This is a genomic window from Pararhizobium sp. LjRoot238 (assembly GCF_964252955.1).
Lineage (GTDB): Bacteria > Pseudomonadota > Alphaproteobacteria > Rhizobiales > Rhizobiaceae > Pararhizobium.
Genome location: NZ_CAXUPP020000001.1, coordinates 962574 through 989468 on the forward strand (window position 1 = coordinate 962574; position 26895 = coordinate 989468).

Sequence of the window (26895 nt, forward strand, 5' to 3'; positions counted from 1 at the left end):
GATGTTGAACCACCTGGATGACCCCACAGCGGCCGGCGATTCGGCCCAGAAACGCTGCCGCGGCTTGCTGAGACGCTTCTTCAAGGAAAAATCCGGTACATCGGCAATCGAGTTCGCGCTGCTGGCTTTGCCCTTCCTGGTCGTCGTCTTCGCATCACTCGAGACCTTCACGGCGTTCACCGCGGAACAGCTCCTTGCCAACGCAACCGAGACGATGGCCCGCAAGGTGCGCACCGGCGAAATCACCTTCGGCATCAACACGGCAACGGACATGTCGCAGGAACAGTTCCGGGAAGCCTTCTGCGACGAGATTTCGATCATCATGACCTGCTCGGAGACCGAAGTGAAAAACCCGTCGAGGCTGTTCCTCGATGTTCGCAGCTTCGCCGATTTCTCGCAGATTCCAGCGGCGGTCCCCCGCGTCGGCGGCGCCGATTCCGATCTCGATACCAGCGGCTTCAAATTCGCTCCCGGCGGACCGACGACGATCAATATCGTGCGCGCCTACTACCGCTGGGAAGTGATGACCGATCTCGTGCGCCCCTATGTCACCAATTTGCGACCTGCGGGAAGCAGCATGCCGGATGACTACCTGATGGTATCGACGGCTGCCTTCCGCAACGAGGCCTACTGAGGAGCACGCCATGCAAGCCGCGATCCGTTATCACATGGCCGTCCTCTCGTTGAAGGCAGAGGCTTTCCGGGAATTCTGGCGCGACCGCAAGGGCACAGGCGCGATCGAATTTGCGATTCTCGCGCCACTGCTGATCATGGCCTATATCGGCTCCTTCGAAATTTCGCTCGGCTTCAGCATCGCCCGCAAGGTTTCCCGCGCCTCCAGCACCGTCGCCGACGTGCTGACCCAGCAGACCAGCGTCGATATAAAAACGCTCGACGGCATGAAGGATGTCGCCAAAAGCGTCATGTCGCCATTTGAGATGACCGATTACACGCTGAAAACGACCGGCATCAAGGTGACGGCCCCAGGCACAGGCACAGTGGCCTGGTCACGGGATGACGAGGGCGGCACGCCATATCAGGCCGGTTCGACCGTAACGCTGCCGAGCGACATTTCATCGATAAATGCCTTCATCGTCCGCTCGGAACTCGTGGTTCCGCACGAATTGCTGCTGTTTGCACCGGGCCTTTCTAGTCACGAGTTGAAGACGATCAATCTTTCCAAGACCTACTACTTCCGCCAGCGTGTCGGCGACGAAATCACGTGCACCGATTGCACCTGAAATGACGGTGGCATCACCACCCTCGCCGTCATTTGCAATTCGACCGGTCGCGGAGTATTTCTCGCGCTTTCGTCTCCGATGCATTGACCGCACCGGATGGCGGCAACAACTGTCCCGCCGCAAGCTGCCTCACACAATCTGATGAGGCCTGCGGCGGCTTCGCGGGTGATCCATGGCGCGTGCCTTTCTGTTCGTTCTTGATTCCTTCGGCATCGGCGGTGCGCCCGACGCTGCCGATTTCGGCGATGACGGCGCCGATACGCTCGGCCATGTCGCCGAATTCTGCGCGGCTGGCGCTGGCGACAGGGCAGGTCTGCGCGAAGGTCCGCTTTCGCTTCCCAACATGTCAGCGCTTGGCCTGCTGCATGCGGCAAAACTTGCCAATGGCCGCGTGCCGGCAGGCATGGACCTGCCCGCGAGGGTCTTCGGGGTCTATGGCGCCGCAAGCGAAGTGTCGCGCGGCAAGGACACGCCGTCCGGTCACTGGGAAATTGCCGGCACGCCGGTGACCTTCGACTGGGGTTATTTTCCTGCCGAGGGCGATGCTTTTCCGCCCGAGCTGGTGGAAGCCATCTGCCGCGAAGGCGACGTGCCGGGCATCCTCGGCAATTGCCACGCCTCTGGCACCGACATCATCGCCCGCCATGGCGAGGAGCATATGCGCACCGGCAAGCCGATCTGCTACACCTCGTCCGATTCCGTTTTCCAGATCGCCGCGCACGAACAATCCTTCGGCCTCGAAAGACTGCTTGCATTCTGCCAGACGGTGCGCCGATTGCTCGACGACTACAATATCGGCCGTGTCATCGCCCGGCCTTTCGTCGGCACCAACCCGAAGGATTTCGTCCGGACCGGCAACCGCCGCGACTATTCCGTCCCGCCGCCGGAACCGACGCTGCTTGACCGGCTGAAGGGCGCCGGACGCACCGTTCACGCCGTCGGCAAGATCGCCGATATCTTCGCGCATCAGGGCATCGGCCGGCTGATCAAGGCCAACGGCAACACGGAGCTGTTCGAAGCGACGCTGAAGGCCATGGACGAGGCCGAGGACGGCGATCTGGTCTTCACCAATTTCGTCGATTTCGACATGCTCTACGGCCATCGCCGCGACGTGCCGGGTTATGCCGCAGCGCTCGAGGCCTTCGACCAGCGACTGCCCGACCTCGACCGCAAGCTGAAACCCGGAGACATCGTCATCCTGACGGCCGACCATGGCTGCGATCCGACCTGGCGCGGCACCGACCACACACGTGAGCGCGTACCGATCCTCGCCTTCGGCCCGGGTGTCCGCACCCGCTCCATCGGCGTCCTGCCGGGCTTTGCCGGCATCGGCCAGACCGTTGCCAAACATCTGGGCCTTGAACCCGGCCTCCACGGGAGAAGTTTTCTGTGACTGCACATCTGAGGAAGGCCGAACTGCATTGCCATATCGAGGGTGCGGCGCCGCCGGCGCTCGCTCTCATCCAGGCCGAAAAATACAACGTCGATGTCAGCGGCATCATCGAGGACGGGGCCTATGTCTGGGCGGATTTCAGCCACTTCCTGAAATGCTACGACGCGGTTGCCGAGCTCTTCCGCACCGAGGAAGACTACGCGCTTCTGGCCGAGGCATATCTGACGGAGCTTGCTGAGGCCGGCACGATCTACAGCGAGATCATCGTTTCGCCCGATCACGGCAACACCATCGGCGTCGGCAGCGATGTCTATATCCGCGGGCTGGCCGCCGGCATCGAGGCGGCCAAGGCAAAGACCGGCATCGAAGGCCGGATGATCATCACCATCATCCGCCATATGGGACCGGAAGCGGCGGAACGCACGGCGCTTTACGCGGCAAAACGCGAGCATGCGCTGGTAACAGGCTTCAATCTGGCCGGTGAGGAGCGCATGCACAAGGTCGCCGACTTCGCCCGCGCCTTCGACATCGCCCGCGATGCGGGCCTCGGCCTCACCATCCATGCCGGCGAGATGGCCGGTGCCTTCAGCGTCCGCGATGCGCTCGACCATGTCCGCCCGTCGCGCATCAGTCATGGCGTGCGCGCCATCGAGGATGCCGACCTCGTCAAGCGGATCGCCGACGAAGGCGTGGTGCTGGAAACCTGCCCGGGCTCCAACGTCTCGCTGCAGGTCTTCCCGGACTTCGCCTCACACCCGCTGCGCGCCCTTTATGAAGCCGGATGCCGGGTAACGCTCAATTCCGACGATCCGCCGTTCTTCCACACCTCGCTGAAACAGGAATACGAGATCGCCTCGCAGGTGATGGGTTTTTCCGACGAGGAGATCAATGGCATGACCCGCACGGCAATCGAGGCGGCCTTCGTCGATGAACCGACCAGACAGCGCCTGCTAGCTGTATTGTAGTCTTTCCCGGCTGGGGATGACGCGGCAAAGCGTCGGTCGCCCCTTGCGGGGGCTCGCCCTTCTGTGAAAAAAGGATTGTAAATCCGGTTTCCGAAGGAGGGCTTGGCCATGGACGGCGTTACAGTCATCAATCATCCGCTCATTCAGCACAAGCTGACCATCATGCGCAAAAAGGAGACCTCGACGGCGGGGTTCCGCCGCCTTCTGCGCGAAATCTCCACCCTGCTCTGCTATGAGGTCACCCGCGATCTCGAACTGACGATGGAAACCATCGAGACGCCGATGCAGGTTATCCAGGCGCCGGTCCTCGAAGGCAAGAAGCTGGTGTTCGCCTCGATCCTGCGCGCCGGCAACGGCCTGCTTGAAGGCATGCTGGAACTCGTGCCCTCCGCCCGCGTCTCACATGTCGGCGTCTACCGCGACCATGAAACGCTGGAAGCGGTGGAATATTACTTCAAGGCGCCGGAAAGCCTGTCGGAGCGCCTCGTCATTGTCGTCGACCCGATGCTCGCGACCGGCAATTCCTCGATCGCCGCCATCGACAAGCTGAAGGAACGCGGCGCCACCAAGCTGCGCTTCCTCTGCCTTCTCGCGGCTCCCGAAGGCATCCGCAACTTCCAGGCTGCCCATCCGGACGTGCCGATCTTCACCGCCGCCATCGACAGCCACCTCAACGAACATGGCTATATCGTGCCGGGCCTCGGCGATGCCGGCGATCGGATGTATGGGACGAAGTAGTTTCGGGTTTCTTAACCAGATTTTCACAATCAACAGTCAGCCGCCGAAAATTCCGGCGGCTTTTTGCATCCCGTTAGCGAGGTTCGTGCTTAGCTGGAGCCTTCATTCGACCCGTGGGATGTGACACGAATGCTGGTGCGTTTATTAATCTTTGCCGGAGGCGTCGTCATAGCTGCCATGTTGTTGCCGAGCCTTGCCACATCCTATCTCGACCGCTCGAAAACCGACGAAACCGAAGCCAAGCCGCAGCAGGTGAGCACAGCAAAATATGCCGGCGGGAAGGGCGTGCTGCTCGAGCCAAGTGCCGGCGGACACTTCTTCGGTACCTTCACGATCAAAGGCCGCAAGCAAGATGGTCTCGTCGATACCGGCGCCAGTGTGATCGCCATCAATATCTCGACAGCCCGGCGGCTTGGCGTATCGACGGGATCGCTATCTTTCAATGCGCCGGTCAGCACCGCGAACGGCACCGTCAAGGCGGCGCGCGTGACGCTCGATCGGGTAGAGATCGGCACCATTTCAGTCCGGGATGTCGAGGCCATGGTGCTTCCCGACAAAGCCCTGTCGGGCATGCTGGTCGGCATGAGTTTCCTCAACAAGCTCTCGTCCTACCGCGTCGAAAACGGCGCGCTGCACCTTATCCGCTGATTTTCGAGACGATGACGGGACGCGTTGCTGGCGCTTCCTCGCCGATCGCGTAAATCTCGAGAAGCCGCGCGCGCGACTTTTGCGCCTGATCCTCACTGGCCGCTTGGACGAAGGCGAAGGGCTCACCCTTGCGAAGCGGCGTGCCGAGCGGTTTCAGGCCGCTGAAGCCGACGCGGTGATCGATTGGCTCATCCGGGCGGGTGCGCCCACCGCCAAGCGCAATGACCTCCATGCCGACGTCGCGCGCGTTGCAACTCTGAAGAAAGCCGTCAAGCGGGGCTTCGACGGGCAGGACGACCGGCGCCTTTGGCAAAAACGTTTGCGACCGCTCGACGAAGTCGGCGGGGCCGCCAAGCAGATGGACCATGCGGGCAAACCGTTCCAGCGCCGCGCCGCTCGCAAGAGCACGGCGGGCGAGATCGGTGCCTTCGGTGGGGCTTGCTGCGACGCCTGAGGTTACCAGCATTTCGGCGGCAAAGGACATCGTCACCGTTTCGAGGCGCGTGCCTGCCTTTTCGCCGCGCAGGAAGGCAAGGCAGTTTTCGATTTCGATGGCGTTGCCGGCGGCATCCGCCAGCGGTTCGTTCATGTCGGTGATCAGCGCCGTGGTCTTCACGCCGGCACCATTGGCAACGCCGACCAGCGAGCGGGCCAGCGTCTCGGCCTCCTCCCGGCCCACCATGAAGGCGCCGTTGCCGATCTTGACGTCGAGCACCAGCGATTGCAGCCCGGCCGCCAGCTTTTTCGACAGGATCGAGGCGGTGATCAGCGGCACGGAATCGACTGTCGCCGTGACATCGCGGATGGCGTAAAGCCGCCGGTCGGCGGGGGCAAGATCGGCGGTCTGGCCAATGATGGCGCAACCGGCTTCCATCACTGTCCGCCGGAACAGCGCCGCAGACGGCTTGATGTCGTAGCCGGGGATGGATTCCAGCTTGTCGAGCGTGCCGCCGGTGTGGCCGAGGCCCCGGCCGGAGATCATCGGCACGGCGAGGCCGCAGGCGGCCACGATCGGCGCCAGCATCAGCGAGACATTATCGCCGACACCGCCGGTCGAGTGCTTGTCGGCAATGGGCTCATCGATATCCGCCCAGGACAGGACGTCGCCGCTGTCGCGCATGGCGAGTGTCAGAGCCACGGTCTCGTCGAGACTCATGCCGGAAAACCAGACGGCCATGGCGAAGGCAGCCACCTGCCCTTCGGAGATCGATCCATCGGCAAGGCCGCGGACGAAGGCGGCGATCTCCGCCTTGCCCAGCACCTCGCCATTTCGCTTTCGCCGGATGATCTCCTGCGGGATCATGATCAATAGGCCGTGGCGCCGGCGACCGGTTCGCGGCCTTCGAGCACGGAGTGAATATCGCCGAGCAGACCCGAGGCGCCGAAGCGGAAGGTCGATGGCATCGGCCAGTCCGGGCTGTGGATGGTGGCGGCGAGATTGAGATACATGCGGGCATCACCGACCGTGCGCACGCCCCCGGCCGGTTTGAAGCCCACCTTCCGGCCGCTTTCCCGGATGCAGGTCAGCATGATGTCAGCAGCCTCCAGCGTCGCATTGACGGCAACCTTTCCAGTCGAAGTCTTGATGAAATCGGCGCCTTCCTGGATGGCGATGTGCGACGCGCTGCGGATCAGGTCGCGATCCTTCAATTCGCCGGTTTCGAGAATGGTCTTCAGCAGCACAGGCGCCGGGCAGGCTTGGCGCACGGCCGAAATCATCGTGCGGGCGGCCTGCTCGTCGCCGGCCATGAAGGCACGATACGGAATGACCAGGTCGATCTCGTCGGCACCATCGGCGATCGCCTGCCGCGTTTCTTCCACGACCGCTTCGACCGGCAGTTCACCGGAGGGAAAATTGACGACGGTGGCGATCTTCACCGCGCTGCCGGGACCGAGTATGCCGCGAGCCTGTGCGACGAAACGCGGCCAGATGCAGATGGCGGCGGTATGGCCATGCGGCGTTCGAGCCGAGGCGCAGAGCTTTTCGATCGCTTCCGGCGTGCAATCGTCCGTCAGGTCGGTGAGATCCAGCAACGACAGCGCAAGCGCGGCTATCTGGCGATTGGTGGCTTCGAGCGTCATGGGATTCGTCCATTTCTAAAATCACGATGGTTCGTGACCGAAGCGACGGCCGATCACGAAGGCTTGTTCTATACGCTTGAGACCGGCACGCAAAGCCATCCCGCCCGTGCCGTACATTCCGCATGCCGATCAGGCTTTTGCCGAAATCATTTCCGTCAGGATGGAGGCGAGACGCCGTCCACCGATCGGCGCCATGTCCTTGGTCTCATGATGGCTGAGTTCGCCGCCCGTCATGCCCGCCCCGAAATTGGTGATGACGGAGGCGGCCGCAACCTTGAGGCCGAAGAACCGGGCGAGAATAACCTCCGGCACTGTCGACATGCCGACCGCATCGGCGCCGAGAATACGTGCCATGCGGATTTCTGCCGGCGTTTCGAAGTTCGGGCCGGAAAACCACATATAGACGCCCGAGCCCAGCGGAATGTCGAGCTTGATTGCCGCAGCGCGCATGCGTTCGGCCAGTTGCGGATCATAGGCGGAGGTGAGGCCAACGAAACGATCGTCGCTATCGACGCCGATCAGCGGGCTGACGCCGGAAAAATTGATGTGGTCGGTGATCTGCATGACCGAACCCGGCGGCAGATCCTCGCGCAGAGAACCGGCTGAATTGGTGAGGATCAGCGTCTCGACGCCGAGCGCCTTCAGCGTTTCGATCGGCATACGCATGGCGTTGGCATCGCCGCGTTCGTAGAAATGCACGCGCCCCGAAAGCACGATGACGGGAACACCACCGATCGTACCGCCGACCAATTCGCCCGCATGGCCGGAGACGGCGCTGACCGGGAAGCCCGGAATGTCCGCATAAGAAATCCGCACAGGATCGGCTACCGCATCGACCAGCGAGCCGAGGCCCGAACCGAGCACGATGCCGTAACGCGGCGACAGGCCGGCAAGCTTCGCCTTGAGCATATCTGCCGCGGCCGTCATCCGAGGATCTCGGTCTCGAAGGAATGGGGCAGCAGGTCGGACATAGACAGTGTCTTCTTCACGCCGGTCTCGTCGCAGAGATAGATGCGGGTCGATGCGCCGGAGAACTCGGCAAGCCGCTGGCGGCAGCCGCCGCAGGGCGGGCAGAGCGCCAGCTTCTCGGCAATGACGGCAACCTCGAGGATCTTGCGCTGGCCGGCCATGACCATGTGGCTGATCGCAGTCGTCTCGGCGCACCAGCCTTCCGGGAAGGACAGGTTCTCGATGTTGGCGCCGGTATAGATCTTGCCATCCTCGGCGCGAATGGCGGCACCGACCGGAAATTTCGAATAGGGCGCATGGGCCTTCGCCATCGCCTCGCGTGCGGCTTCGAAAAGCTCGTTTTCCATGATCAGCGTTCCTTCACATAGGGTATGCCGCCGGCCTTCGGCGGGATCGCCTTGCCGATGAAGCCGGCGAGCAGGATAACGGTCAGGATATAGGGCAGCGCCTGCATCAATTGCACCGGAACCTGGCCGATGAACGGCAGCGGATTGCCCTGGAGGCGGATCGCCAGCGCGTCGAGGAAGCCGAACAGCAGGCAGGCCATCATGATGTTGAACGGCCGCCATTTGGCGAAGATCAGAGCGGCTAGCGCGATATAGCCCTTGCCGGCCGTCATGCCCTTGACGAAACCGGCGCTCATGGCGAGCGACAGATAGGCACCTGCAAAGCCGCACAGGATGCCGCAGCAGATGACCGCCCGATAGCGCAGCCAGATGACCGAGATGCCGGCGGTATCGACCGCGCCCGGATTTTCACCGACGGCGCGAAGGCGCAGGCCGAAGCGCGTGCGGTAGAGAACCCACCAACTGAACGGCACCAGAAGGAAGGCGACGTAGGTCAGGACGAAATGGCCCGAAAGCAGGCTGGAATAGATCGGCCCGAAGATCGGCACGTCCTTGACCGCGTCGGCAAAGGGGAAGGTGACGGTCTGGAAGCGTGCGTCGCCTCCGAGCGCCGGCGTGCGGCCGCCCTGACGGAACCAGGCTTCACCCAGAATGACGGTCGAACCCGCGACGATGAAGTTGATGGCGACGCCGGAGACGATCTGGCTGCCGCGCTGGGTGATCGAGGCATAGCCATGCAGCAGCGACAGGAGTACGGAGATGAGGATGGCTGCAAGAAGCCCCATCATGACGGAACCGGTAACGGCTGCGACTGCGCCGGCGGCAAAGGCCCCGCCCAGCATCTTACCCTCAAGGCCGATGTCGAACACTCCCGCCCGCTCCGTGAACAGGCCGGCGAGGGCTGCGAAGATCAGCGGGACCGAAACGCGGATGGTTGATTCAAGGATCGCAACGATCGTGTGAAAAAACTCCATGGCTCAGGCTCCCCTTTGCGCGGCGACGGGGAAACGCCTGCCGAAAGTGGCAAATCCGCGGCCGATCGCCGGGCGGAACATGTTTTCAAGCGCGCCGGCGAACAGGATGACCAGGCCCTGGATGATGACGATCATGTCGCGCGAGATGGACGGCATTTCGAAGGCGATTTCGGCGCCGCCCTGGTAGAGCATGCCGAACAGGATCGCCGCCGGAATGATGCCCGCCGGATGCGAGCGGCCCATCAGAGCAACCGCGATGCCGACGAAACCGGCACCCTGGACGAAATCCAGCTGCATGCGGAACTGCTCGCCCATGATCGGGTTCAGCGCCATCAACCCGGCAAGACCACCGGAAATCATCATGACGATGACAGTGATGCGGGATTCCTTCATGCCGGCATATCGGGCAGCCGAAGGGCTGAAGCCCATGGTGCGCATCTCATAACCGAACTTCGTGCGCCAGATCAGCACCCAGACGCCGAACGCCGCAAGCAGCGCCAAAAGGAACGAGACGTTGAAGGGTGCGTTGCCGACATTGAGCCCGAAGATGGACAGCAGCCAGTCAAGTTTGGGCAATTGCCCGCCCGCCTCGAAGGTGCGGGTTTGGGTCGCCATCGATCCGAGCGGCTTCATCACCCGGGTCAGAAGATAGACCATGATGCTCGACGCGATGAAGTTGAACATGATCGTGGTGATGACGATGTGGCTGCCGCGCTTGGCCTGCAGCCAGCCGGGCAGAAACGCCCAGAGAGCGCCGAAGGCGGCCGAACCGATGATCGCGACCGGAAAAACGACAAACCACGGCATAATCTTGTCCAGCCAGAGACAGGCCAGCGCCACGCCGATGCCGCCGATATAGGCCTGGCCCTCACTGCCGATATTGAACAGTCCTGCATGGAAGGCTACGGCGACGGACAGGCCGGTGAAGATGAAGGTGGTGGCGTAGTACAGCGTAAAGCCGATATATTCACCGCGGCCGAAAGCGCCATTGATCATGTGATAGGCGGCCTTCAGCGGGTTCTCGCCGACCAGAAGCACGACGAGGCCCGCCACTAGGAAAGCGACGACGAGGTTGACCAGCGGGATCAGTCCGTATTCGGCCCAGGCCGGCAGTTTTGCGTATGGATTGCTCATTCGGCGGCCTCCTTGCGGCCTTCGACACCGGCCATCAAGAGGCCCAGTTCCCCTTCCGTCGCATCCGGTCCCCGCTCGCCGACGACGCGGCCGGCGAACATGACGATGATGCGATCGGACAGGGCGCGAATTTCATCGAGTTCGACGGAAACGAGCAGGACGGCCTTGCCCTGATCCCGCATCTCGATGATCCGCTTGTGAATGAATTCTATGGCGCCGACGTCGACGCCGCGCGTCGGCTGGCCGATGATCAGCACGTCGGGGCCGCGCTCCATCTCGCGCGCCAGAACGATCTTCTGCTGGTTGCCGCCGGAGAAATTGGCGGTCCTCAGCCGCGGATTGGGCGGCCGGATATCGTATTTCTTGATCTTCTCCTCGGCATCGGCCTGGATCGCCTTGGTGTCGAGGAAGACGCCGTTCAGGTAGCGCTTGTCATTGTGATAGCCGAGAATGCCGTTCTCGGCCTCATCGAACTTCAGAACGAGGCCGACATGATGCCGGTCTTCCGGCACATGGGCGAGGCCCCTGTTGCGCAAGTCGCCGGGATCGGCGTGGCCGGTGACATCGACCGGCTGCCCGTTGAGCAGCACCTCGCCGCTGACGGCCCTGCGGATGCCTGAAATCGCCTCCAGCAATTCGGACTGCCCGTTACCGGCAACGCCGGCGATGCCGACGATCTCGCCGGCGCGCAGATTGAAGGAGACATTGTCGACCATGGTGACGCCGCGGCTGTCGCGGACGGTCAGGTTTTCGACCGAGAGCCTGACCTCGCCGGGATTGGCTTCACCCTTGTCGACGCGCAGCAGGACGCGGCGACCGACCATCAGCTCGGCCAGTTCCTCGACCGAGGTTTCCTTGGTGTGGCGCGTTGCCACCATCTCACCGCGGCGCATGACGGAAACCTCGTCGGTGATCGCCATGATCTCGCGCAGCTTGTGGGTGATGAAGATGATCGTCTTTCCCTGATCCTTCAGCTGGCCGAGGATGCGGAACAAATGGTCGGCTTCCGCCGGCGTCAGAACGCCCGTCGGCTCGTCGAGAATGAGGATATCGGCCTTGCGGTAGAGGGCTTTCAGGATTTCCACGCGTTGCTGCAGGCCGACCGGCAACTCCTCGATCAGCGCATCCGGATTGACTTCCAGCGCATATTCCTTTTCCAGCCGCTTCAATTCGACGCGGGCCTTGGAAATGCTGGTATTGAGGATCTGGCTGTCTTCGGCCCCGAGCATGACATTTTCGAGCACGGTGAAGTTTTCGACCAGCATGAAATGCTGGTGCACCATGCCGATGCCGCTGGCGATCGCTGCGTTCGGATCCTTGATCGTCACCTTGTTGCCGCCGACCACAATATCGCCGCTGTCGGCCTGATAGAAACCGTAGAGAATCGACATCAGCGTCGATTTGCCGGCGCCGTTTTCACCGATGATACCGTGAATGGTGCCCTTGCGGACGGTCAGATTGATGTTCTTGTTGGCATGGACAAGACCGAAGCTCTTGTCGATGCCACGCAATTCGATGGCAATATCGTTCATATTGACCCATGTTCCCCAAGTCGGCCGGTTTTCTCCACTTTGACAGCGGTAGCCCGGGCATCGATTTTTTTACCAATTGGTATAAGTTTAGCATCGAATTCCGGACGCGGAAGCCCAAAAATCGCCGGTTTACCTACTCTTCCCAGTTCAATGGGGAGAGTCCAGCGCGATTTACGCGCTTCCGAGCGAAACGCAATATAGCAGCGGCGGAGCCTGTATCCATCATGTGGATATGATAGGGGATGCATTCACATTTGCGCGACGTCCCGAGGAATCCCAATGAGCAAAGACAGCGAACGTATCACCCGGCTCGAGGAGACGGTCGCATATCAGGCGAAGACGATCGAAGAACTGTCGGATCAGCTGGCAGAACAGTGGAAGATCGTGGAGCAGACCCGCGCCAAGCTCGACCGCCTGACCGAGCGGTTCCTCAGCCTTGAGGAACAAAGCCTCGACGCGCCCGCGATTACCCGTCCACCGCATTACTGAGCCGGCTAATAGTCTAGCCTAGAAAAAAGCCGCTGATCCAATCGGACCAGCGGCTTTTTCATTCAATCCCGAGAGATCAGTAGACGCAGGATTCGTTCGACATGTAGTCGTGAACCTGGATGGTGCCGGCAATAATATCGGCCTTTGCCTTATCGACGGCAGCCTGCATTTCCGGGGTGATCAAAGCCTTGTTGTTGTCATCGAGCGCGTAACCGACGCCGTCTTCCTTGAGGCCGAGATTGGAAATGCCGAAGGCGAACTTGTCCTCCTTGGCCGACGAGAAGGCGTCATAGACAGCCACATCGACACGCTTGAGCATCGAGGTCAGAACCTTGCCCGGCTGAAGGCCGTTCTGGTTCGAATCGACACCGATGCCGAGCTTGCCGGCATCGGCTGCTGCCTGCAGCACGCCGACGCCAGTGCCACCGGCCGCATGATAGACGACGTCCGAACCCTGGTCGAATTGCGACTTGGCAATTTCGCCGCCCTTGACCGGGTCGTTCCAGGCGTCCGGCGTGGTACCCGTATAGGCTTCCAGAACCTTGACGTCAGGACCGACCGACTTGGCGCCGCCGATATAACCACAGGCGAACTTGTGGATCAGCGGAATATCCATGCCACCGATGAAGCTGACGGTCTTTGTCTTCGAAGCCATGCCGGCCAGCACGCCGACGAGGTAGGAGCCTTCCTGTTCCTTGAAGACGACCGACTTCACGTTCGGTTTATCGACCACCATGTCGATGATGGCGAACTTGACGTCCGGATATTCCACAGCGACCTTTTCAAGGGCTGCAGCCCAGGAGAAGCCGGCCATCACGATCGGGTTGTTGCCGTCGCCGGCGAAGCGGCGGAGCGCCTGCTCGCGCTGCGCATCGTTGGCGATTTCGAACTCGCGGTATTCGATGCCGGTTTCGGTCTTGAACTTTTCTGCGCCGTTGAAGGCCGCTTCGTTGAACGATTTGTCGAACTTGCCGCCGAGATCGTAGATGATCGCCGGCTTGATGTCGGCGGCGAGCGCCGTGGCGGACATCATCGAGAAGGCAAAGAGACCGAGAAGGGTTTTTTTCATTGTGCAGCCCTGTTGTTGCTATTGATCTTGTTGGGTCCTCCCGCAAGCTCCTCTTTCGGGAGCATGTCTGCGGAACCACCACTCCCTTTTTAAGGGTATGTCTGGTTGGCGCGCATCCTTGCACGCCTCAAATCAAAATTCACCCGAAATTTTTCAATTGGTAAAAAAAGGTAAATCGCCCAAAAAACCGGCGAAATCATCGGCTTTGCAGGCAAATGCAGCCCAATATTGGAGCAATGGCAAACGCCAAAACCCGCGGCGCTCTCGCCGCGGCCTTCAGATCATGGAGGACTGAGCTTACCAGGACTTGCTGAGCTTCAGCGTGATGGTGCGCTGGTCGCCATAGCCGCAGGTGAAGAGGCCCTGGCAACCCTTGACGTATTCCTTGTCGAACAGGTTCGTCACGTTGAGCGCCGCACCCCAGCCGTTCTTTTCGTAGCGGATCGCCGCATCGGCAACCACGGCGTCCGGAACCTTGGCGGTATTGGCGTTGTCGGCGAAGGATTCGCCCTGGTAACGTAGCCCGCCACCGACGCTGACGCCTTCCAGCGCACCTTCCGTCACCAGATATTCCAGCCACAGCGAGGCCTGATGTTCCGGGATCAGATAGGGCCGGTTACCGATCAGGTCGGCATTCAGGTCCTCCGTGATTTCCAGATCATTGTAGGTATAGGAACCGAGCAGCTTCCAGTTCTGGTTCAGATTGACCTTGCCTTCGAGTTCAAGCCCGGTGGAGGTCACCTCGCCCAACTGTTCCCGCAGGAAGTCGGGCCGGGTCAGGGCGACGTTCTGCTTGACGATATGGTAGACCGAGGCGGTGAACAGGCCGTCGACGAAGGTCGGCTCATATTTGATGCCGCCTTCGAACTGATGCCCCTCTTCCGGCTTGAGCGGGCTGCCGTCGAAGGCCGTGCCGATGAGCGGATTGAAGAAGGTCGCGGCGGACACATAGGGCGTCAGGCCGTTGTCGAATTCATAGGCAAGTCCGGCCCGGCCGCTGAGCGCATCGTCGGTCGCCTGGTAGCTCGTGCCGATCGCCGCATCGGACTCCGTATCGACGTGATCGTAGCGGCCGTTCAGGGTGACGAGCCAGCCATCGCCGAAGCGGACCTGGTCCTGCGCATAGACGCCGACCTGCTTCAGGCGCATGACCTGATCGAGATAGGTCGAATAGGCGGGGAGATCGCCCCCGTAGACCGGGTCCGTGGGGTCGAGGTTCGACGCAGGAAATGCGGACGCCTGGGTCTGGTCGATCTTGAAATTCTTGTAGTCGAGGCCGAGCAGAAGCGAATGGCCGAGCGCTCCGGTGGCGAATTCCTTTTCGGCCCGGTTGTCGACCGCGAAGCTGTCGACGGACGTATCGTGCTTGAAGCCGAGGCGCGCCAGCTCATAATCTGCCGTGTAGGCGTAGGGGTAGACAAGCTCTTCGGACTTGTCGAGGTGGCCATAGCGCAGGTTCTGCGAGATCTTCCAGCCATTGTCGAACTCGTGCGAGAACTCGTAGCCAATCATTTGCTGATCATAGCGGCCGTAGTCGTGATCCGGTTCGCCGAAGAAGAAGTCGCGGTCGATCTTGCCGAACGGAGCACTCGTCACCGTGCCCTCATAGGGCAGGAAGCCGTTGCCGACATGGGTCTGGTCGAGCGCGGAAACAATGGCGTAGACGGTAAGGCTCGTCGTATCGTCCGGCGCATAGGTCACCTGCGGCATCAGGAAGCCGCGCAGGTCCTCTGAATAATCGCTGTAATTGTCGCCGCCAGCGACCTTGCCGGTGATGCGGTAGGTGAGCGTGCCGTCGTCGTTCAGCCTGTCGTTCGCGTCGAAGCCGAAGAAGGCATTGCCGAAATTGTTGATGCCGATTTCGGTCGAATAGGCGGGCTCGTCCTGCGGCCGCTTGCGGATGAGATCGACGATACCGCCGGGGCTGGAGCCGCCGTAGAGAACCGAGGCCGGGCCTTTCAGAACCTCGACGCGCTCCAGCATGTAGGCATCCATCTGGAAGCCGCCGAAACCGTAGGAATAGAGGTTGAGACCATCAAGGAAGACGCCGGTCTGCGTCGCGTCGAACCCGCGGATGTAGAACCAGTCGGTATCCGGATCGCTGCCGAAAGGCTCGGTCGAAACGCCGGCGGTGTAGCGCAACGCCTCGTCGATCTTGGTCACAACGCCGCGGTCCTCCAGCTCTTCGCGTCCGACCACCGAAACCGACTGCGGAATTTCGGAGATCGGCGTCGCCGTCTTGGAGCCGGTACCGGTCGCCTTTGCCACGTAGCCGTCGACGGGGCCTGTGGCTTGCCTGTCGCTTCCCTTGCCGCCTTCGACGGTCAGGCGCTCCAACGTCGTCGCGCTGCCCGTTGCCGCATCCTGCGCCCGAGCCGCCTGAGGGATGGCGATCGTTGCCACCGCCGCGCTCGCCATCAATATCCGGTAGAAGCCAGTCCCCTTGATCTGCATCTGTTCGTCACCCCAGCCTGAAGCCGGGCACCGCCGTCGGCGCGCAATCCGGCATTTCCATGAAAATAAGCTGAGTATCTAATTCAACTATACCCGGCCGGGATTGTCTCTGGCTGCCGAAATTGAACGATTCTGGTCTATATTCCGCAGCGCACACAGGCGAAGCGAGACCGTTCACGGCCGCTGGCTTTTGGTCCAGGCCGCGGGCGTCGCGCCGACCGTCTTGCGGAAGACGCGGGTGAAATGCGCCTGATCGGCAAAACCGGTTGCGGCGGCCACGACACTCATCGGCTGACCGCCCTTGAGCATCAGTGTCTTGGCGCGCTCGATGCGGGCCTTCATCTGCCATTGATGCGGCGGCAGGCCGGTGGAGGCCTTGAAGGCATGGCTGAAATAGGACTGCGACAGGCCGGTCAGCGCCGCCAACTCCTCCAGCCGGATGCCGCGCAGGCAATTTTCCTCGATATAGTCGATCGAGCGGCGCAACTGCCAGGCCGCCAGTTCGCTGCGCTTGCGCGTCCGGGCCGGGCCAAGCCGCATGACATCGATGAACAGCGCCACCGACAGGCCGTCGCCATAGAGATCATGCAGCGGCTGCGGATTGACGCATTCGGCAGCGATCAGTTCCGCCAGCGCCAGAAACCGCGGCTCGCAGAACATCAGGCGCGGCATATCCAGCTTGCGCGGATCGAGGTCTTCCATCAGTCGGCGGCTGAGGATCTCGGCGTTGAAATGCAGATCGAGATGGCGGACGTAGTTCACGTCGACCATCTCGGCCCAGAGTTCCATGCCGGCCGGTATATAGGAGATGACCTGCGGCCGGCCATCCTCGGCGACCGGCTGCCGCGCCTGGCGCAGCCGGATATTGCGCCTGCCGCCGCCCTTGGCATCAAGCACGATAAACAGCCGCGGATCATCCGCCACGTAGAAGCCTCCGGCGACCGGCGCGCATTCGACGTCCCACAAGTCCGCGACGATCCCGTTCCACTCACGCCGCTTCCATCCGCCGATGACGGAAAAACCGGAAATCCTGTTGTTCATACACGGTTGAAAGGTCATGCCTCGATCTCGGGCAGCTTCGGCCACCATTAAAACTTGCTAATTATAGTCAAGTTTTACTAATCGACTTTCCGCATCGTTTCAATTGCCGGAATGCCCGCAAAGCCATGCTTTCCCGCGTTTGTGACCTTTTCGCCATGCCGCTGCGCGCCCGACAGGCGAGGTGTTGAACAAATGCACCCCACTCGCGAAAAGGCCGCGCCTGATCAGGCACGGCCTTTCAGAAGAGGTATCGAATGAGATTCGAACCTTGGCAGCGCAACAGTCAAATGGCGCAACTGACGCCGGTGCCGCGCAGGCCGCAGTATCCGGTCGGGTTTTTCGCCAGATATTGCTGATGATCGGCATCGGCGAAGTAGAAGGCACCCGCCCTTTCGATTTCCGTCGTGATCCCGCCTTTGTGCCCGGCCTTTGCCAGCGCCGCCTGGAAGGTGTCGCGGGCAGTGATCGCTTCAGCCAGCTGCGCGTCGTCCTCGACATAGATGGCCGAGCGATACATCGTGCCGATATCGTTGCCCTGACGCATGCCCTGCGTCGGGTCGTGTTCCTCGAAGAACACCTTCAGCAGCGTGGCAAACGACACCTTGGCGGGATCGTAAACGACCAGCACGACCTCGGTGTGGCCGGTCAGCCCCGTCGTGGTTTCCTGATAGGTCGGGTTCCTGGTGAAACCGCCGGAATAACCGGCCGCAGTCACATGGACGCCGGGGATCTGCCAAAGCATCCGCTCGGCGCCCCAGAAGCAACCCATGCCGAACAGGACCTGCTTGTAGCCTGCCGGATAGGGGCCTTTCAGCGCATGACCGTTGACGAAGTGGCGGGCGGCGGTGGGGATTTCAGCTTCCCGGCCCGGCAGCGCGTTTTGCGGGTCCGGCATCGTGGTTTTCTTGTTGAACATTTCGGTCAGGAACATGCCTGTCTCCTTTCGGCTGTTTTTAATCGGCGGAAACCTCATCGCCGATCATCCGCGCCGGTCTCGGGGCCGGCACCGCATTCTTCAATCTGTTGGAGCCATCCGGCGGTCAGGCGGAAAAGCGGCCGGCGACCGGCGGTCGCTTGTAGCCCATCATCCAGAGCAGCAGCGCGATCAGCAGGAAAAAGGCGAAGGCCGGCTGCTGCAGCGACCAGCGGATCACCGGATCCCAGAACGCACCGCCGGCATGCGGCCGTTCCAATGCCTCGACCAGCGACTGGGTCGACGAGCCGCCCGCTGCCAGCGCCGTCGAGAGCGGTGTCAACACCGGCTGGGACGCCGAGACCGACTGGATGGCGTCCACCGACGCCACCAGAACGCCGGCAACGAGCGCCAGAAAACTTGCAAACCGCAGCAAAAACCGCATTCCGCCCCTCCGCCGACCGGCCGGAAACCCATGTCGATCCGGCCGGATTTCTCCTGCTCAGCAAGAAATAGGCAGAGGTCTCATGAAGTGCAATGCCGCACTTTTGCGGCCACCCATCACAAGAAGTCAAAAAACTGTCAGAAACCAGTTGATCCGCCACGCTTCATCGGTATATATCGCGCCGGTCTGCAGGTTTTCCCTTGCCGGACACCCCGATTTGGCCTTTGCCGAACGGGCTTCAGGAGAAAGCAAGCGCTTGTCTCTGATCCACCGGACCCAACCGCCGGTGCGATTGACAAAACGGACAGGTGGCCGAGTGGTTGAAGGCGCACGCCTGGAAAGTGTGTATACGTGAGAGCGTATCGCGGGTTCGAATCCCGCTCTGTCCGCCATTTATTATCCCTAAGAATCTGAATATATTTCATATTATCTTCGCCTCAATGAGCACCCCCGCCATATTTGTTCGCTGTACGTGCGTTGGATGTTCTGTGGATAGAACTCAGGTGAGCGGCTGATCGACCGGCAGGAATCCACTGATCAGCCACCCGAAATCTTACTCATCTCTTGTCCTCTTTCCGTGGCGTGAACGCGGCAACTAAGAGCGGGCAACCATCCATGTCCGGCTTTACGCAGAGTCTCCAGTCGGCAATGCGCGGAATTACGGCGATCGCTGCCGCTTGCAGCTCTTCGATGGCGGCCTGCAGGCGCTCTTCAGGTGACAGAGCAGGCATTGCGTCGGCGGCGGCCGGCGCTGGCAGGGGAATGGCCTTGGCGACCATCCCGCCGGCTGTTGCAGCGAATCCGCCAAGCATGACTCTTCTGCTGATCTTGGTCGTTTCGATGACGCCGCCAGGGCTTAAGCGATGTCGATCGCTTCGCGGGCACGGTCTTTCACGACTTGGGACAAACGTTGGAAAACACCGACCTTGGGCGGGGTCGCAGAAGCTTGCTGCAGCCATAAAGATCGCCTCGCAAAAGTCCCGCGCCTCGACGAGCTTGGCTACGATGTCGATGAGGCGAGGCGCGCGGATCGAGAACTTTGCACTTTCATTTTTCCGCATGGCTTCGCCAGCGACTGGAACGATGGTGTTCGGCATTGGAATTACTCCTAATGGTGATGTTTACACCATTAACGATAATATCATCACCGATTTGCTGTCAAGCCAATCTGGTGATAAAAACACCACATGAAGCCAAATCAATGTCGCATGGGGCGTGCAGCCCTCAATTGGAGCACCCAGGAACTCGCCAGGAAGTCTGACGTGGGAGCTAACACCGTGAACCGTTTTGAAGCCGGTCAAGACGCTCGCGTGAGTAGCGTCGACAAGATGCGGAAAGCGATGGAGGATGCGGGGGTCGTTTTCATAAGCGATGGTGAGACGTCGGCCGGTGGTGGCCCAGGCGTGAGGCAGGCGAAATGAAAGAGCTGATCGCTCCCCTCGAGTATTGGCCATGCATTGTCTTCGAACATAAAAACGCCTGACACTCGATCCGCCACTTTTCCCCTCCTCCGGACACAGGTTACGGTATCGCTACGGCAAGGAGCCGTGCGACAGATCCGGCGAACCCTCAAGTTTCCTGCCACGGACTTGACGAGGCCCGTCGATTGTGTGCGGAGTCGAGCCCGCAAGCTGGGGCGGTTTGCGGCGTGTTGCTCGGGTGGAAGCGTGGTCATGAGAAAAATGTCGAATGGCGTCCCGGCGACGTCACCGAAACGCAGTCGGCGGGTTGCTGTCGCATTGTCGCTCTCCATGGCGCTTTCGGGCTGCGGCGGTCATGTGAAGGGCGTCATGGAGCCGCTCAACCTTGCCGAGGAACCAAAGGGCAATGCCGTCGTCGACATGCTGGTGGCGACCAGCCGGCGGCCGTCCGACAATCCGGCCACCCTGTTTTCCGGCGAGCGCAGCACAAGTCCCTCCATCACCGACGTCGCCGTCTCCATTCCGTCGAGCAAGGAGCGCGTTGCCGGCACCGTGCAATGGCCGAAGAAGCTGCCGCCCAATCCCGAAACGGACTTCGCCGTGGTGCGCGTCCAGCCGGTTAAGACGGTCCAGGAAGGCCATGATTGGGTACGCCGGCATTCGAAGGGCGGACATGCCATGGTGTTCATCCACGGCTTCAACAACACCTATGAGGATTCGGTCTTCCGCTTCGCCCAGATCGTCCACGATTCCGGCGCCGACGTGACGCCGATCCTGTTCACCTGGCCATCGCGCGCAAAAGTGTTCGACTATAACTACGACAAGGAAAGCACCAACTATTCGCGTACCTCGCTGGAAAGGGTGCTGAAGGCGCTTGTCGAGGACAAGGACGTCAAGGACATCACCATCCTCGCCCATTCGATGGGAACCTGGCTGGCGATGGAATCGATCCGCCAGATGGCGATCCGGGATGGATCGCTGCCGAAAAAAATCGAAAATGTCATTCTCGCCTCACCGGATATCGATGTCGACGTGTTTGCCCGGCAATGGAGCGAGCTGGGCGACAAGCGGCCGAACTTCACCATCTTCGTCTCGCAGGACGACCGGGCGCTTGCGCTCTCCCGCTATATATCCGGCGACGTCCAGCGGCTGGGCCAGATCAATCCGGCGGAAGAACCCTACAAGACCAAGCTCGAAGCTGCCGGCATCACCGTCGTCGATCTGACCAAGGTGAAATCCACCGATCGGCTGAACCACGGCAAGTTCGCCGAAAGTCCGCAGATCGTGCAGCTGATCGGCCAGCGGCTGGTAACGGGGCAAACATTGACGGATTCAGATGTCGGCCTCGGCGACGGCATTACCGCAGTGGTCGCGGGGACCGCCAGCAACATTGGCAAGGTGGCCGCCACCACGGTCGCGACGCCGGTCGACATTCTCTCCGGGAACCTCAAGACATCGCCGAAAAAGAGGCCGGGCGATCTCGACACCACCCTCCAAGGCGAAAACGCGCCTCTGAACTGACCCGTCAGCGCATCGACGATCCGTCCCCTTTCATCACCGGCGGCTCGAACCAGCCCGAACGACATGCATCAGTGCTTGAGAACCTCCAACCGGTTCTCCACGAGATGCACGCCAATCACCGAGGCGGCCGCTTCCTCGACGCAGCCGACCTCGGCTTCGCAGGAAACATAGCCGCTCAGAACAACCGTCCGGCCGACGGCCATCACAGAAAGCCCCGACGTATCGATCAGCGCAGAATACTGGATGTAACGCAGAACCTTCTCGGCGAGATCGTCGTCGGTCAAATCCGAGTGACCATCCTGATGGGTGTAAATCTGCTTGTTCATGGCCTGCTATCTTTCAAAGGGACAACGCAAGTTTTTCCCGAATGTTCCCGCGTTTCCGACATCATCTCATGGAGATGGCGGCGTCTGCCGTCGCTTGGTGAAGCGCTGGTCGTCAGCCATTCTGCTGGACGTGAATGAAGGCCTCGCCGCGGCTGCGGGCTACCGGCTGCTCGCCGCGAGCACATGCGGCAAATCCGGCTCACCGCTCGTCATGAACCAGCCACTTGTCGAGGAGGTATTCTGCAGCCTCGCGCGTGTTGCGGATGACGCGGTATGTGCCTATTCCGTCGTGTTCGAGGACGACCGGCTCCTGCCGCCATTCGTCAATCATCGCAAACCTCCTGTCGCCATCCTGCCATATGAGCCTCGCGTGAAATACGCGACGCATCGAATCCGTGCTCCTCTTCGGGTTGCGGCATCGCGCCGAATGGGTCTATGGCGGAAGCTCAACTCGCCCAGAGGCAGCCCCCGATGTCCGATGTCTTCCTGAATGTCGTGCCGATTTTCGTCCTGATCCTGCTCGGCTGGCTGATCGTGCGGACGAACTATCTGAAGGCGACGGTCGGCGAAGCGCTTGGCGATTTCGTCTTCCGCGTCGCCGTGCCGGTTCTTTTGTTCCGCACCATTGCCGAGGCCGACTTCAAGGAAGGTTCGCCCTGGCCGCTCTGGGTTGCCTATTTCTCCGGCGTTGCGGTCGCATGGACGCTCGGACATCTCGCAGCCACGTTGTTTTTCAGGAAGGATGCGCGCGTCGGCGTGCTCGCCGGCGTTTCCTCCGCCTTCGCCAATACAGTCTTCATCGGCCTGCCGCTCGTCTCCCGTAACGTCGGCGAGGAAGGGGTCGTGGCACTCTCCATCCTGCTTTCGGTGCATCTGCCGGTCATGATGATCGCCGGCACGATCCTGATGGAGCGGGCCGAGCGCAAGACGAGCGGCAAGCCCGGCCAGAGTCCCTTTCGGCTGTTGAAGGGCATTCTGCGCAATTTGGTACGCAATCCGCTGGTCATCGGCCTTGTCTGCGGAGCGCTCGTCCATCTCATCGGCTTGCCGCCTGGCGGACCGGTCAAGGTCGTCATCGACCAACTCGCCTCGGTCGCCGCCCCGGCGGCGCTCGTTTCGATCGGCATGGCGCTCGACAAGTATGGCCTTGTCGGCAATACCGGGCTTGCCTCGATCACCAGCGTCCTGAAGCTCGTCATTCTGCCGGCAACCGTCTATGGTGCCTGCCAGCTGCTCGGCCTCAATAGCAACTGGACGGCCGCCCTGGTGCTGACCTCATCCGTGCCGACCGGCGTCAACGCCTGGCTGATCGCCAATCATTTCAACGTCGGCCACGGGCTCGCTTCCTCGACGATCACCATCACCACAGCCCTCGGTGTCATCTCGGTTTCGGCCTGGGCCTATGTCCTGCTCTAAGATTCGGGCTGAAGCGGTCACGAAAAAGCCCGGCACATGGCCGGGCTCTATTCTCAGATCTGCCTGTGGAAGCAGGCTTATTGAGCCGGCGCGGTTTCCGTGGCCGGCTTCGTTGCTTCGCCTTCGGCAGCAGGCTTTGCGGCTTCGCCTTCAGCGGCAGGCGTCGCGGCAGCGGAAGCGTCGGGCAATGCCACCGGCGAATCGGCCTGTTCGCGCAGCCAGGCAATCAGGTTGGCGCGCTCTTCCGGCTTCTTGACGCCGGCAAAACCCATCGCGGTGCCCGGAACATGCTTCTTCGGCGCTTCGATGAAGAAGCTCAGATGGTCGTAGCTCCAGGTCTTGTTGGCTTCGGCGAAGGTCTTCATGCCGGCCGAGTAGCTGAAGCCCTCATGCGAGGCGATCGGACGCTCGACCACGCCCCAGAGATTCGGACCGACTTTGTTCGGCCCGCCCTTCTCCGAGGTGTGACAGCTCGCGCATTTCTTGAAGACGGTCGCGCCGGCAGCCGGGTCGGCCGAAGCGAGCAACGGCTTGATATCGACTTCGGCTTCTGCCGCGCCGCCGGCACCGGCTTCTGATGCGCCTTCCTCGGCGATGATGGCGAAACCTTCCTTTTCGGGAGCTTCCGAATGGAAAATGCCTTCCGATGCGATCGATACGGACAGCAAAACAAAGACCGTACCAAGAAAGGCACCCACGCCCATGTTCACATATGGGTTCATCTGCAAACGCTCCCCTTGCAACCGGCGCAAACAAAACGCCGGCCTATCTTGAAATCGCGCGGAACCTATGTCTTTTGGCTTTGCGTTGCAACAGACATTATAAGCCCCGGACTGAGACCTTTTGACACTTTTCCGGCGCGTTTTGAAGGCCCAAGCATGAATAGCGACAATTTGGACAAAACCCTCATTCTCATTCCTGCCCGCATGGCCTCGACGCGCCTTCCAGGCAAGCCGCTCGCCGACATTTGCGGCCTCCCGATGATCGTACAGGTCGCCTTGCGGGCAAAGGATGCACAGGCCGGGCGGATCGTCGTCGCCGTCGATCATCAGGACACGTTCGATGCGGTAACCGCTGCCGGTTTCGAGGCCGTGATGACCCGGGTGGATCACCAGTCCGGTTCCGACCGCATCTATGAAGCACTTCTGAAGAGCGACCCGGATGGCAAGGCCGAGACCATCATCAACGTCCAGGGCGATCTGCCGACGATCGAGCCGGAGACCATCCGCGCCGCACTTCGGCCGCTGGAAAACCCTGAGGTCGATATCGCCACGCTGACCGTGGAGATCGAGGATGAGGACGAGAAACTCAATCCGAACGTCGTCAAGGTCGTCGGGTCGCCTCTGTCCGAGACGCGCCTGAAGGCGCTTTATTTCACCCGCACCACCGCGCCGCACGGCGAGGGGCCGCTCTATCACCATATCGGGCTCTACGCCTATCGGCGTGCTGCGCTCGAAAAATTCGTATCGCTGCCGCCTTCGACGCTGGAAAAGCGCGAATCGCTGGAGCAGTTGCGCGCACTCGAAGCCGGCATGCGCATCGATGTCGAGATCGTCAAATCCATTCCGCTTGGCGTCGATACCCCGGCCGATCTTGAAAAAGCCCGGCGCCTTCTTTCCGCAAAAGCCTGATCGGAACCCGCGATGACCACCAAGACTAACCGCATCTCCTTCCAGGGCGACTACGGCGCCAACTCCGACATGGCTTGCCGCGACATGTTTCCGGACATGGAGCCGCTGCCCTGCCAGACCTTCGAGGACGCGTTCCTGGCGGTCGAGAACGGCGAGGCTGACCTTGCGATGATCCCGATCGAAAACACGATTGCCGGCCGTGTCGCCGACATCCACCATCTGCTACCCGAATCACGGCTGCATATCATCGGCGAATATTTCATGCCGATCCGCTTCCAGCTGATGGTGCTGCCGGGCGTTTCGCGCGACGAGATCCGCACCGTGCACAGCCACATTCATGCGCTCGGCCAGTGCCGCATGATCGTCCGCGCCAATGGCTGGAAGCCGGTCGTCGCCGGCGATACCGCGGGTGCTGCCAAGCTGGTGGCGGAAAAAGGCGACCGGTCGATGGCAGCCCTTGCGCCGCGGCTCGCCGCCGATCTCTACAAGCTCGAAATCATCGCTGAGAACGTCGAGGACACGGAAAACAACGTCACGCGATTCGTCGTCCTCTCGCGCGACGCAAAAGAGATCAAGCGGCAGTCGGAGAAAGACGTTATCGTCACGACCTTCGTCTTCAACGTCCGCAACATTCCGGCTTCGCTCTACAAGGCGCTCGGCGGCTTTGCGACCAACGGCATCAACATGACGAAGCTGGAAAGCTATCAGCTCGGCGGCAAGTTCATCGCCACGCAGTTCTATGCCGATATCGAAGGCCATCCGGACGACGCGCATGTCCGCCAGGCGCTGGACGAGCTGCGGTATTTTTCCGAGAAGGTCCGCATTCTCGGCTCCTACGCGGCGCATCCGATGCGGCTCGTTTTGTAGAAACACCGGCCCTGTCCGACCGCCGGAATGCCCGGCCGGGATTGCCGGCCGAAAAATGGCTGTTCTGTAACTGATCTTCGTGGTTTGTTTGGCGTGTTGCGTGCCGATTGATTCGAAGCGCGCAATTGTGATTCGGCAACAGTTCCGGGTGCATGCCGATGTCTTCGGCGAGCACGGCAAAGAGGTTAGCCCATGACGATCAAGACACTCCTTCTCTGCTCGGCGGCGGCATTGATGGCCGCGACGGGCGCCCGCGCAGCCGACGCAATCGTCGCTGCCGAACCTGAGCCCATGGAATATGTCCGCGTCTGCGACGCCTTCGGCACAGGCTTTTTCTATATCCCAGGCACGGAGACCTGCCTGAGGATCAGCGGCTACGTGCGATCCGAATGGAGTTTCGGCGACGACCCGTATAGCGGTGACGATATAGGCTGGGCAGGGTTTGCGCGCGGAACCATCAGGCTCGATGCCCGCAACGACACGGAATACGGCACGCTGCGCTCCTTTATCGAGTTGCGCAGCCAGGCGACCGCCGATGATGCCACCACAAGCTATATCAACAGCGCCTATATCGACCTTGCCGGCTTCCGCGCCGGCTATGACGATTCGAGATTTGACACCTGGCTTGATTCGGCCGGCAATATCATCAACGACGATGTCATCGACTACACCGGGGATCGCACGAACCAGGCCAGCTATGTCTATGACGCCGGAAACGGCTTTTCCGCCCTGATCGGCCTGGAGGAAGGCTCCGGCGACTACGATACAGGCTTTGCTCCTGTGCCATCTGCTTCCTACAGCGGCGGCGATGCTCCGCATATCCTCGGCGGCGTGAAATACGAGCAGGACTGGGGCGGGATCGCAGCCGTCGGTGGTTATGATACCTACGCCGATGCCTTCGGCGGCAAGGTCCGCGTCGACGTCAAGTTCAACGAAACGTTTTCGGTCTTCCTGATGGGCGGCTATCAGTCGGATTGGGACAACGACACAGGCCCCGGCGGCAGCCGTCAGCTGAACTACTATGGCCCCTGGTATGGCGACTGGGCGGCCTGGGGCGGTTTCTCCGCGACGCTGAACGAGAAGGCATCCCTGAATGGCCAGGCCGCCTACGAGGAAGATGGAACCTTTGCCGGCGCCCTGAACGTCGAATACGCGCTGGTGCCCGGCCTGACGATCATGCCGGAGCTCAACTACACCGACTTCGGCGGCGAGCGCGGCAGCGGCGAGGCCTTCGGCGGAATCCTGCGCGTTCAGCGGGATTTCTAAGCCGGAGTGAGCG

General features: G+C 61.2%; 29 protein-coding genes and 1 tRNA gene. 14 read left to right on the plus strand and 16 right to left on the minus strand.

Annotation, left to right across the window (positions count from 1 at the left end; translation table 11 throughout):
- The first annotated feature begins 1 nt into the window (after position 1).
- From ACSQ3F_RS04865 to ACSQ3F_RS04890, 6 genes are all read left to right on the plus strand, one after another.
- On the plus strand, positions 2 to 634 hold the full coding sequence (locus tag ACSQ3F_RS04865; RefSeq protein WP_436099189.1) for a TadE/TadG family type IV pilus assembly protein: 633 nt from the start codon (positions 2 to 4) through the stop codon (positions 632 to 634).
- A 10-nt stretch (positions 635 to 644) separates the two neighbouring features.
- Entirely contained in the window at positions 645 to 1241 is a 597-nt protein-coding gene (locus ACSQ3F_RS04870; RefSeq protein WP_436099190.1) for a TadE/TadG family type IV pilus assembly protein, read from the plus strand.
- A 172-nt stretch (positions 1242 to 1413) separates the two neighbouring features.
- Positions 1414 to 2634, plus strand: coding sequence for a phosphopentomutase (locus ACSQ3F_RS04875; protein WP_436099191.1), 1221 nt, complete (start codon positions 1414 to 1416; stop codon positions 2632 to 2634).
- Positions 2631 to 3599, plus strand: coding sequence for an adenosine deaminase (locus tag ACSQ3F_RS04880; protein ID WP_436099192.1), 969 nt, complete (start codon positions 2631 to 2633; stop codon positions 3597 to 3599). Before ACSQ3F_RS04875 ends, ACSQ3F_RS04880 begins: the two co-directional genes overlap by 4 nt.
- Positions 3600 to 3707: 108 nt before the next feature.
- Positions 3708 to 4337 (plus strand): uracil phosphoribosyltransferase, encoded by a 630-nt coding sequence (gene upp, locus ACSQ3F_RS04885; RefSeq protein WP_436099193.1) that lies wholly within the window; start codon positions 3708 to 3710, stop codon positions 4335 to 4337.
- 129 nt (positions 4338 to 4466) lie between these two features.
- Positions 4467 to 4985, plus strand: coding sequence for a TIGR02281 family clan AA aspartic protease (locus ACSQ3F_RS04890; RefSeq protein ID WP_436099194.1), 519 nt, complete (start codon positions 4467 to 4469; stop codon positions 4983 to 4985).
- Here the strand turns inward: ACSQ3F_RS04890 and deoA are convergent.
- The 7 genes from deoA to ACSQ3F_RS04925 form a co-directional block, all read right to left on the minus strand.
- Positions 4975 to 6294 carry a thymidine phosphorylase gene (gene deoA / locus ACSQ3F_RS04895; RefSeq protein WP_436099195.1) on the minus strand — a complete coding sequence of 440 codons (1320 nt, stop codon included), beginning with the start codon at positions 6292 to 6294 and terminating at the stop codon, positions 4975 to 4977. The two genes, ACSQ3F_RS04890 and deoA, sit on opposite strands and share 11 nt — an antisense overlap.
- The gene (gene deoC, locus ACSQ3F_RS04900; RefSeq protein WP_436099196.1) at positions 6291 to 7067 is read right to left on the minus strand and encodes a deoxyribose-phosphate aldolase; all 777 of its coding nucleotides are present in this window, start codon (positions 7065 to 7067) and stop codon (positions 6291 to 6293) included. The genes deoA and deoC overlap by 4 nt, the downstream gene beginning before the upstream one ends.
- Before the next feature lie 129 nt (positions 7068 to 7196).
- Positions 7197 to 7994, minus strand: a complete 798-nt coding sequence (locus tag ACSQ3F_RS04905) for a purine-nucleoside phosphorylase (protein ID WP_436099197.1) — start codon at positions 7992 to 7994, stop codon at positions 7197 to 7199.
- On the minus strand, positions 7991 to 8383 hold the full coding sequence (locus ACSQ3F_RS04910; protein WP_436099198.1) for a cytidine deaminase: 393 nt from the start codon (positions 8381 to 8383) through the stop codon (positions 7991 to 7993). The genes ACSQ3F_RS04905 and ACSQ3F_RS04910 overlap by 4 nt, the downstream gene beginning before the upstream one ends.
- 2 nt (positions 8384 to 8385) lie before the next feature.
- On the minus strand, positions 8386 to 9357 hold the full coding sequence (locus ACSQ3F_RS04915) for an ABC transporter permease (RefSeq protein WP_436099199.1): 972 nt from the start codon (positions 9355 to 9357) through the stop codon (positions 8386 to 8388).
- 3 nt (positions 9358 to 9360) lie between these two features.
- Complete coding sequence (locus ACSQ3F_RS04920) at positions 9361 to 10491, minus strand: ABC transporter permease (protein ID WP_436099200.1); 1131 nt, start codon at positions 10489 to 10491, stop codon at positions 9361 to 9363.
- Positions 10488 to 12023, minus strand: coding sequence for an ABC transporter ATP-binding protein (locus ACSQ3F_RS04925; protein WP_436099201.1), 1536 nt, complete (start codon positions 12021 to 12023; stop codon positions 10488 to 10490). The genes ACSQ3F_RS04920 and ACSQ3F_RS04925 overlap by 4 nt, the downstream gene beginning before the upstream one ends.
- A 279-nt stretch (positions 12024 to 12302) precedes the next feature.
- On the opposite strand from ACSQ3F_RS04925, the gene ACSQ3F_RS04930 reads away from it, so the two are divergent.
- The gene (locus ACSQ3F_RS04930) at positions 12303 to 12512 is read left to right on the plus strand and encodes a SlyX family protein (RefSeq protein WP_436099202.1); all 210 of its coding nucleotides are present in this window, start codon (positions 12303 to 12305) and stop codon (positions 12510 to 12512) included.
- A 76-nt stretch (positions 12513 to 12588) separates the two neighbouring features.
- Here the strand turns inward: ACSQ3F_RS04930 and ACSQ3F_RS04935 are convergent, their stop codons facing one another.
- From ACSQ3F_RS04935 to ACSQ3F_RS04955, 5 genes are all read right to left on the minus strand, one after another.
- Positions 12589 to 13581, minus strand: a complete 993-nt coding sequence (locus tag ACSQ3F_RS04935; RefSeq protein ID WP_436099203.1) for a BMP family lipoprotein — start codon at positions 13579 to 13581, stop codon at positions 12589 to 12591.
- Positions 13582 to 13878: 297 nt separating this feature from the next.
- A complete protein-coding gene (locus ACSQ3F_RS04940; RefSeq protein WP_436099204.1) occupies positions 13879 to 16035 on the minus strand; it encodes a TonB-dependent siderophore receptor in 2157 nt (718 codons plus the stop codon).
- Positions 16036 to 16209: 174 nt separating this feature from the next.
- Positions 16210 to 17094, minus strand: a complete 885-nt coding sequence (locus tag ACSQ3F_RS04945; RefSeq protein ID WP_436099205.1) for a helix-turn-helix domain-containing protein — start codon at positions 17092 to 17094, stop codon at positions 16210 to 16212.
- Positions 17095 to 17359: 265 nt separating this feature from the next.
- A complete protein-coding gene (gene msrA / locus ACSQ3F_RS04950; RefSeq protein ID WP_436099206.1) occupies positions 17360 to 18007 on the minus strand; it encodes a peptide-methionine (S)-S-oxide reductase MsrA in 648 nt (215 codons plus the stop codon).
- A 109-nt stretch (positions 18008 to 18116) separates the two neighbouring features.
- Positions 18117 to 18434 carry a hypothetical protein gene (locus ACSQ3F_RS04955; RefSeq protein ID WP_112852502.1) on the minus strand — a complete coding sequence of 106 codons (318 nt, stop codon included), beginning with the start codon at positions 18432 to 18434 and terminating at the stop codon, positions 18117 to 18119.
- A 302-nt stretch (positions 18435 to 18736) separates the two neighbouring features.
- On the opposite strand from ACSQ3F_RS04955, the gene ACSQ3F_RS04960 reads away from it, so the two are divergent.
- Positions 18737 to 18826, plus strand: a tRNA-Ser gene (locus ACSQ3F_RS04960).
- A gap of 165 nt (positions 18827 to 18991) precedes the next feature.
- Here the strand turns inward: ACSQ3F_RS04960 and ACSQ3F_RS04965 are convergent.
- Positions 18992 to 19531, minus strand: a complete 540-nt coding sequence (locus ACSQ3F_RS04965) for a hypothetical protein (RefSeq protein WP_436099207.1) — start codon at positions 19529 to 19531, stop codon at positions 18992 to 18994.
- Between the two features lie 111 nt (positions 19532 to 19642).
- Between ACSQ3F_RS04965 and ACSQ3F_RS04970 the strand changes: the two genes are divergently transcribed.
- Positions 19643 to 19855 (plus strand): helix-turn-helix domain-containing protein, encoded by a 213-nt coding sequence (locus ACSQ3F_RS04970; RefSeq protein ID WP_436102043.1) that lies wholly within the window; start codon positions 19643 to 19645, stop codon positions 19853 to 19855.
- Positions 19856 to 20116: 261 nt separating this feature from the next.
- Positions 20117 to 21376, plus strand: a complete 1260-nt coding sequence (locus tag ACSQ3F_RS04975; protein ID WP_436102044.1) for an alpha/beta hydrolase — start codon at positions 20117 to 20119, stop codon at positions 21374 to 21376.
- A 68-nt stretch (positions 21377 to 21444) separates the two neighbouring features.
- Here the strand turns inward: ACSQ3F_RS04975 and ACSQ3F_RS04980 are convergent, their stop codons facing one another.
- Together ACSQ3F_RS04980 and ACSQ3F_RS04985 are read right to left on the minus strand one after the other, a co-directional pair.
- Positions 21445 to 21702, minus strand: coding sequence for a BON domain-containing protein (locus ACSQ3F_RS04980; RefSeq protein WP_436099208.1), 258 nt, complete (start codon positions 21700 to 21702; stop codon positions 21445 to 21447).
- Positions 21703 to 21901: 199 nt separating this feature from the next.
- Positions 21902 to 22033, minus strand: a complete 132-nt coding sequence (locus tag ACSQ3F_RS04985; RefSeq protein WP_436099209.1) for a hypothetical protein — start codon at positions 22031 to 22033, stop codon at positions 21902 to 21904.
- A gap of 140 nt (positions 22034 to 22173) precedes the next feature.
- On the opposite strand from ACSQ3F_RS04985, the gene ACSQ3F_RS04990 reads away from it, so the two are divergent.
- Positions 22174 to 23118 carry an AEC family transporter gene (locus tag ACSQ3F_RS04990; protein ID WP_436099210.1) on the plus strand — a complete coding sequence of 315 codons (945 nt, stop codon included), beginning with the start codon at positions 22174 to 22176 and terminating at the stop codon, positions 23116 to 23118.
- 77 nt (positions 23119 to 23195) lie between these two features.
- Here ACSQ3F_RS04990 and ACSQ3F_RS04995 read toward each other — a convergent pair whose 3' ends face one another.
- Entirely contained in the window at positions 23196 to 23840 is a 645-nt protein-coding gene (locus tag ACSQ3F_RS04995; RefSeq protein WP_436099211.1) for a c-type cytochrome, read from the minus strand.
- 156 nt (positions 23841 to 23996) lie between these two features.
- Here ACSQ3F_RS04995 and ACSQ3F_RS05000 point away from each other — a divergent pair, with 156 nt between their 5' ends.
- The 3 genes from ACSQ3F_RS05000 (at position 23997) to ACSQ3F_RS05010 (ending at position 26882) form a co-directional block, all read left to right on the plus strand.
- Positions 23997 to 24749: a 3-deoxy-manno-octulosonate cytidylyltransferase gene (locus ACSQ3F_RS05000; RefSeq protein ID WP_436099212.1), complete on the plus strand. Its 753-nt coding sequence runs from the start codon at positions 23997 to 23999 to the stop codon at positions 24747 to 24749.
- Between the two features lie 12 nt (positions 24750 to 24761).
- A complete protein-coding gene (locus ACSQ3F_RS05005; protein ID WP_436099213.1) occupies positions 24762 to 25616 on the plus strand; it encodes a prephenate dehydratase in 855 nt (284 codons plus the stop codon).
- 192 nt (positions 25617 to 25808) lie between these two features.
- Positions 25809 to 26882 carry a porin gene (locus ACSQ3F_RS05010; protein ID WP_436099214.1) on the plus strand — a complete coding sequence of 358 codons (1074 nt, stop codon included), beginning with the start codon at positions 25809 to 25811 and terminating at the stop codon, positions 26880 to 26882.
- Positions 26883 to 26895 lie beyond the last annotated feature (13 nt).

Excerpts from the sequence above, each read along its gene's own strand:
- ACSQ3F_RS04875 (WP_436099191.1), top strand. The coding sequence starts at position 1,414 with ATGGCGCGTGCCTTTCTGTTCGTTCTTGATTCCTTCGGCATCGGCGGT.
- ACSQ3F_RS04925 (WP_436099201.1), bottom strand. The coding sequence starts at position 12,023 with ATGAACGATATTGCCATCGAATTGCGTGGCATCGACAAGAGCTTCGGT.
- ACSQ3F_RS04940 (WP_436099204.1), bottom strand. The coding sequence starts at position 16,035 with ATGCAGATCAAGGGGACTGGCTTCTACCGGATATTGATGGCGAGCGCG.
- ACSQ3F_RS04995 (WP_436099211.1), bottom strand. The coding sequence starts at position 23,840 with ATGAACCCATATGTGAACATGGGCGTGGGTGCCTTTCTTGGTACGGTC.
- ACSQ3F_RS05000 (WP_436099212.1), top strand. The coding sequence starts at position 23,997 with ATGAATAGCGACAATTTGGACAAAACCCTCATTCTCATTCCTGCCCGC.
- ACSQ3F_RS04990 (WP_436099210.1), top strand. The coding sequence starts at position 22,174 with ATGTCCGATGTCTTCCTGAATGTCGTGCCGATTTTCGTCCTGATCCTG.
- ACSQ3F_RS04970 (WP_436102043.1), top strand. The coding sequence starts at position 19,643 with ATGGGGCGTGCAGCCCTCAATTGGAGCACCCAGGAACTCGCCAGGAAG.
- ACSQ3F_RS04905 (WP_436099197.1), bottom strand. The coding sequence starts at position 7,994 with ATGACGGCCGCGGCAGATATGCTCAAGGCGAAGCTTGCCGGCCTGTCG.
- ACSQ3F_RS04935 (WP_436099203.1), bottom strand. The coding sequence starts at position 13,581 with ATGAAAAAAACCCTTCTCGGTCTCTTTGCCTTCTCGATGATGTCCGCC.
- ACSQ3F_RS04865 (WP_436099189.1), top strand. The coding sequence starts at position 2 with ATGTTGAACCACCTGGATGACCCCACAGCGGCCGGCGATTCGGCCCAG.
- ACSQ3F_RS05005 (WP_436099213.1), top strand. The coding sequence starts at position 24,762 with ATGACCACCAAGACTAACCGCATCTCCTTCCAGGGCGACTACGGCGCC.
- ACSQ3F_RS04870 (WP_436099190.1), top strand. The coding sequence starts at position 645 with ATGCAAGCCGCGATCCGTTATCACATGGCCGTCCTCTCGTTGAAGGCA.
- ACSQ3F_RS04980 (WP_436099208.1), bottom strand. The coding sequence starts at position 21,702 with ATGAACAAGCAGATTTACACCCATCAGGATGGTCACTCGGATTTGACC.
- ACSQ3F_RS04985 (WP_436099209.1), bottom strand. The coding sequence starts at position 22,033 with ATGATTGACGAATGGCGGCAGGAGCCGGTCGTCCTCGAACACGACGGA.
- ACSQ3F_RS04915 (WP_436099199.1), bottom strand. The coding sequence starts at position 9,357 with ATGGAGTTTTTTCACACGATCGTTGCGATCCTTGAATCAACCATCCGC.
- ACSQ3F_RS04965 (WP_436099207.1), bottom strand. The coding sequence starts at position 19,531 with ATGCCGAACACCATCGTTCCAGTCGCTGGCGAAGCCATGCGGAAAAAT.
- deoC (WP_436099196.1), bottom strand. The coding sequence starts at position 7,067 with ATGACGCTCGAAGCCACCAATCGCCAGATAGCCGCGCTTGCGCTGTCG.
- ACSQ3F_RS04975 (WP_436102044.1), top strand. The coding sequence starts at position 20,117 with ATGTCGAATGGCGTCCCGGCGACGTCACCGAAACGCAGTCGGCGGGTT.
- upp (WP_436099193.1), top strand. The coding sequence starts at position 3,708 with ATGGACGGCGTTACAGTCATCAATCATCCGCTCATTCAGCACAAGCTG.
- ACSQ3F_RS04910 (WP_436099198.1), bottom strand. The coding sequence starts at position 8,383 with ATGGAAAACGAGCTTTTCGAAGCCGCACGCGAGGCGATGGCGAAGGCC.
- ACSQ3F_RS04930 (WP_436099202.1), top strand. The coding sequence starts at position 12,303 with ATGAGCAAAGACAGCGAACGTATCACCCGGCTCGAGGAGACGGTCGCA.
- ACSQ3F_RS04920 (WP_436099200.1), bottom strand. The coding sequence starts at position 10,491 with ATGAGCAATCCATACGCAAAACTGCCGGCCTGGGCCGAATACGGACTG.
- ACSQ3F_RS05010 (WP_436099214.1), top strand. The coding sequence starts at position 25,809 with ATGACGATCAAGACACTCCTTCTCTGCTCGGCGGCGGCATTGATGGCC.
- ACSQ3F_RS04945 (WP_436099205.1), bottom strand. The coding sequence starts at position 17,094 with ATGACCTTTCAACCGTGTATGAACAACAGGATTTCCGGTTTTTCCGTC.
- ACSQ3F_RS04955 (WP_112852502.1), bottom strand. The coding sequence starts at position 18,434 with ATGCGGTTTTTGCTGCGGTTTGCAAGTTTTCTGGCGCTCGTTGCCGGC.
- ACSQ3F_RS04890 (WP_436099194.1), top strand. The coding sequence starts at position 4,467 with ATGCTGGTGCGTTTATTAATCTTTGCCGGAGGCGTCGTCATAGCTGCC.
- msrA (WP_436099206.1), bottom strand. The coding sequence starts at position 18,007 with ATGTTCCTGACCGAAATGTTCAACAAGAAAACCACGATGCCGGACCCG.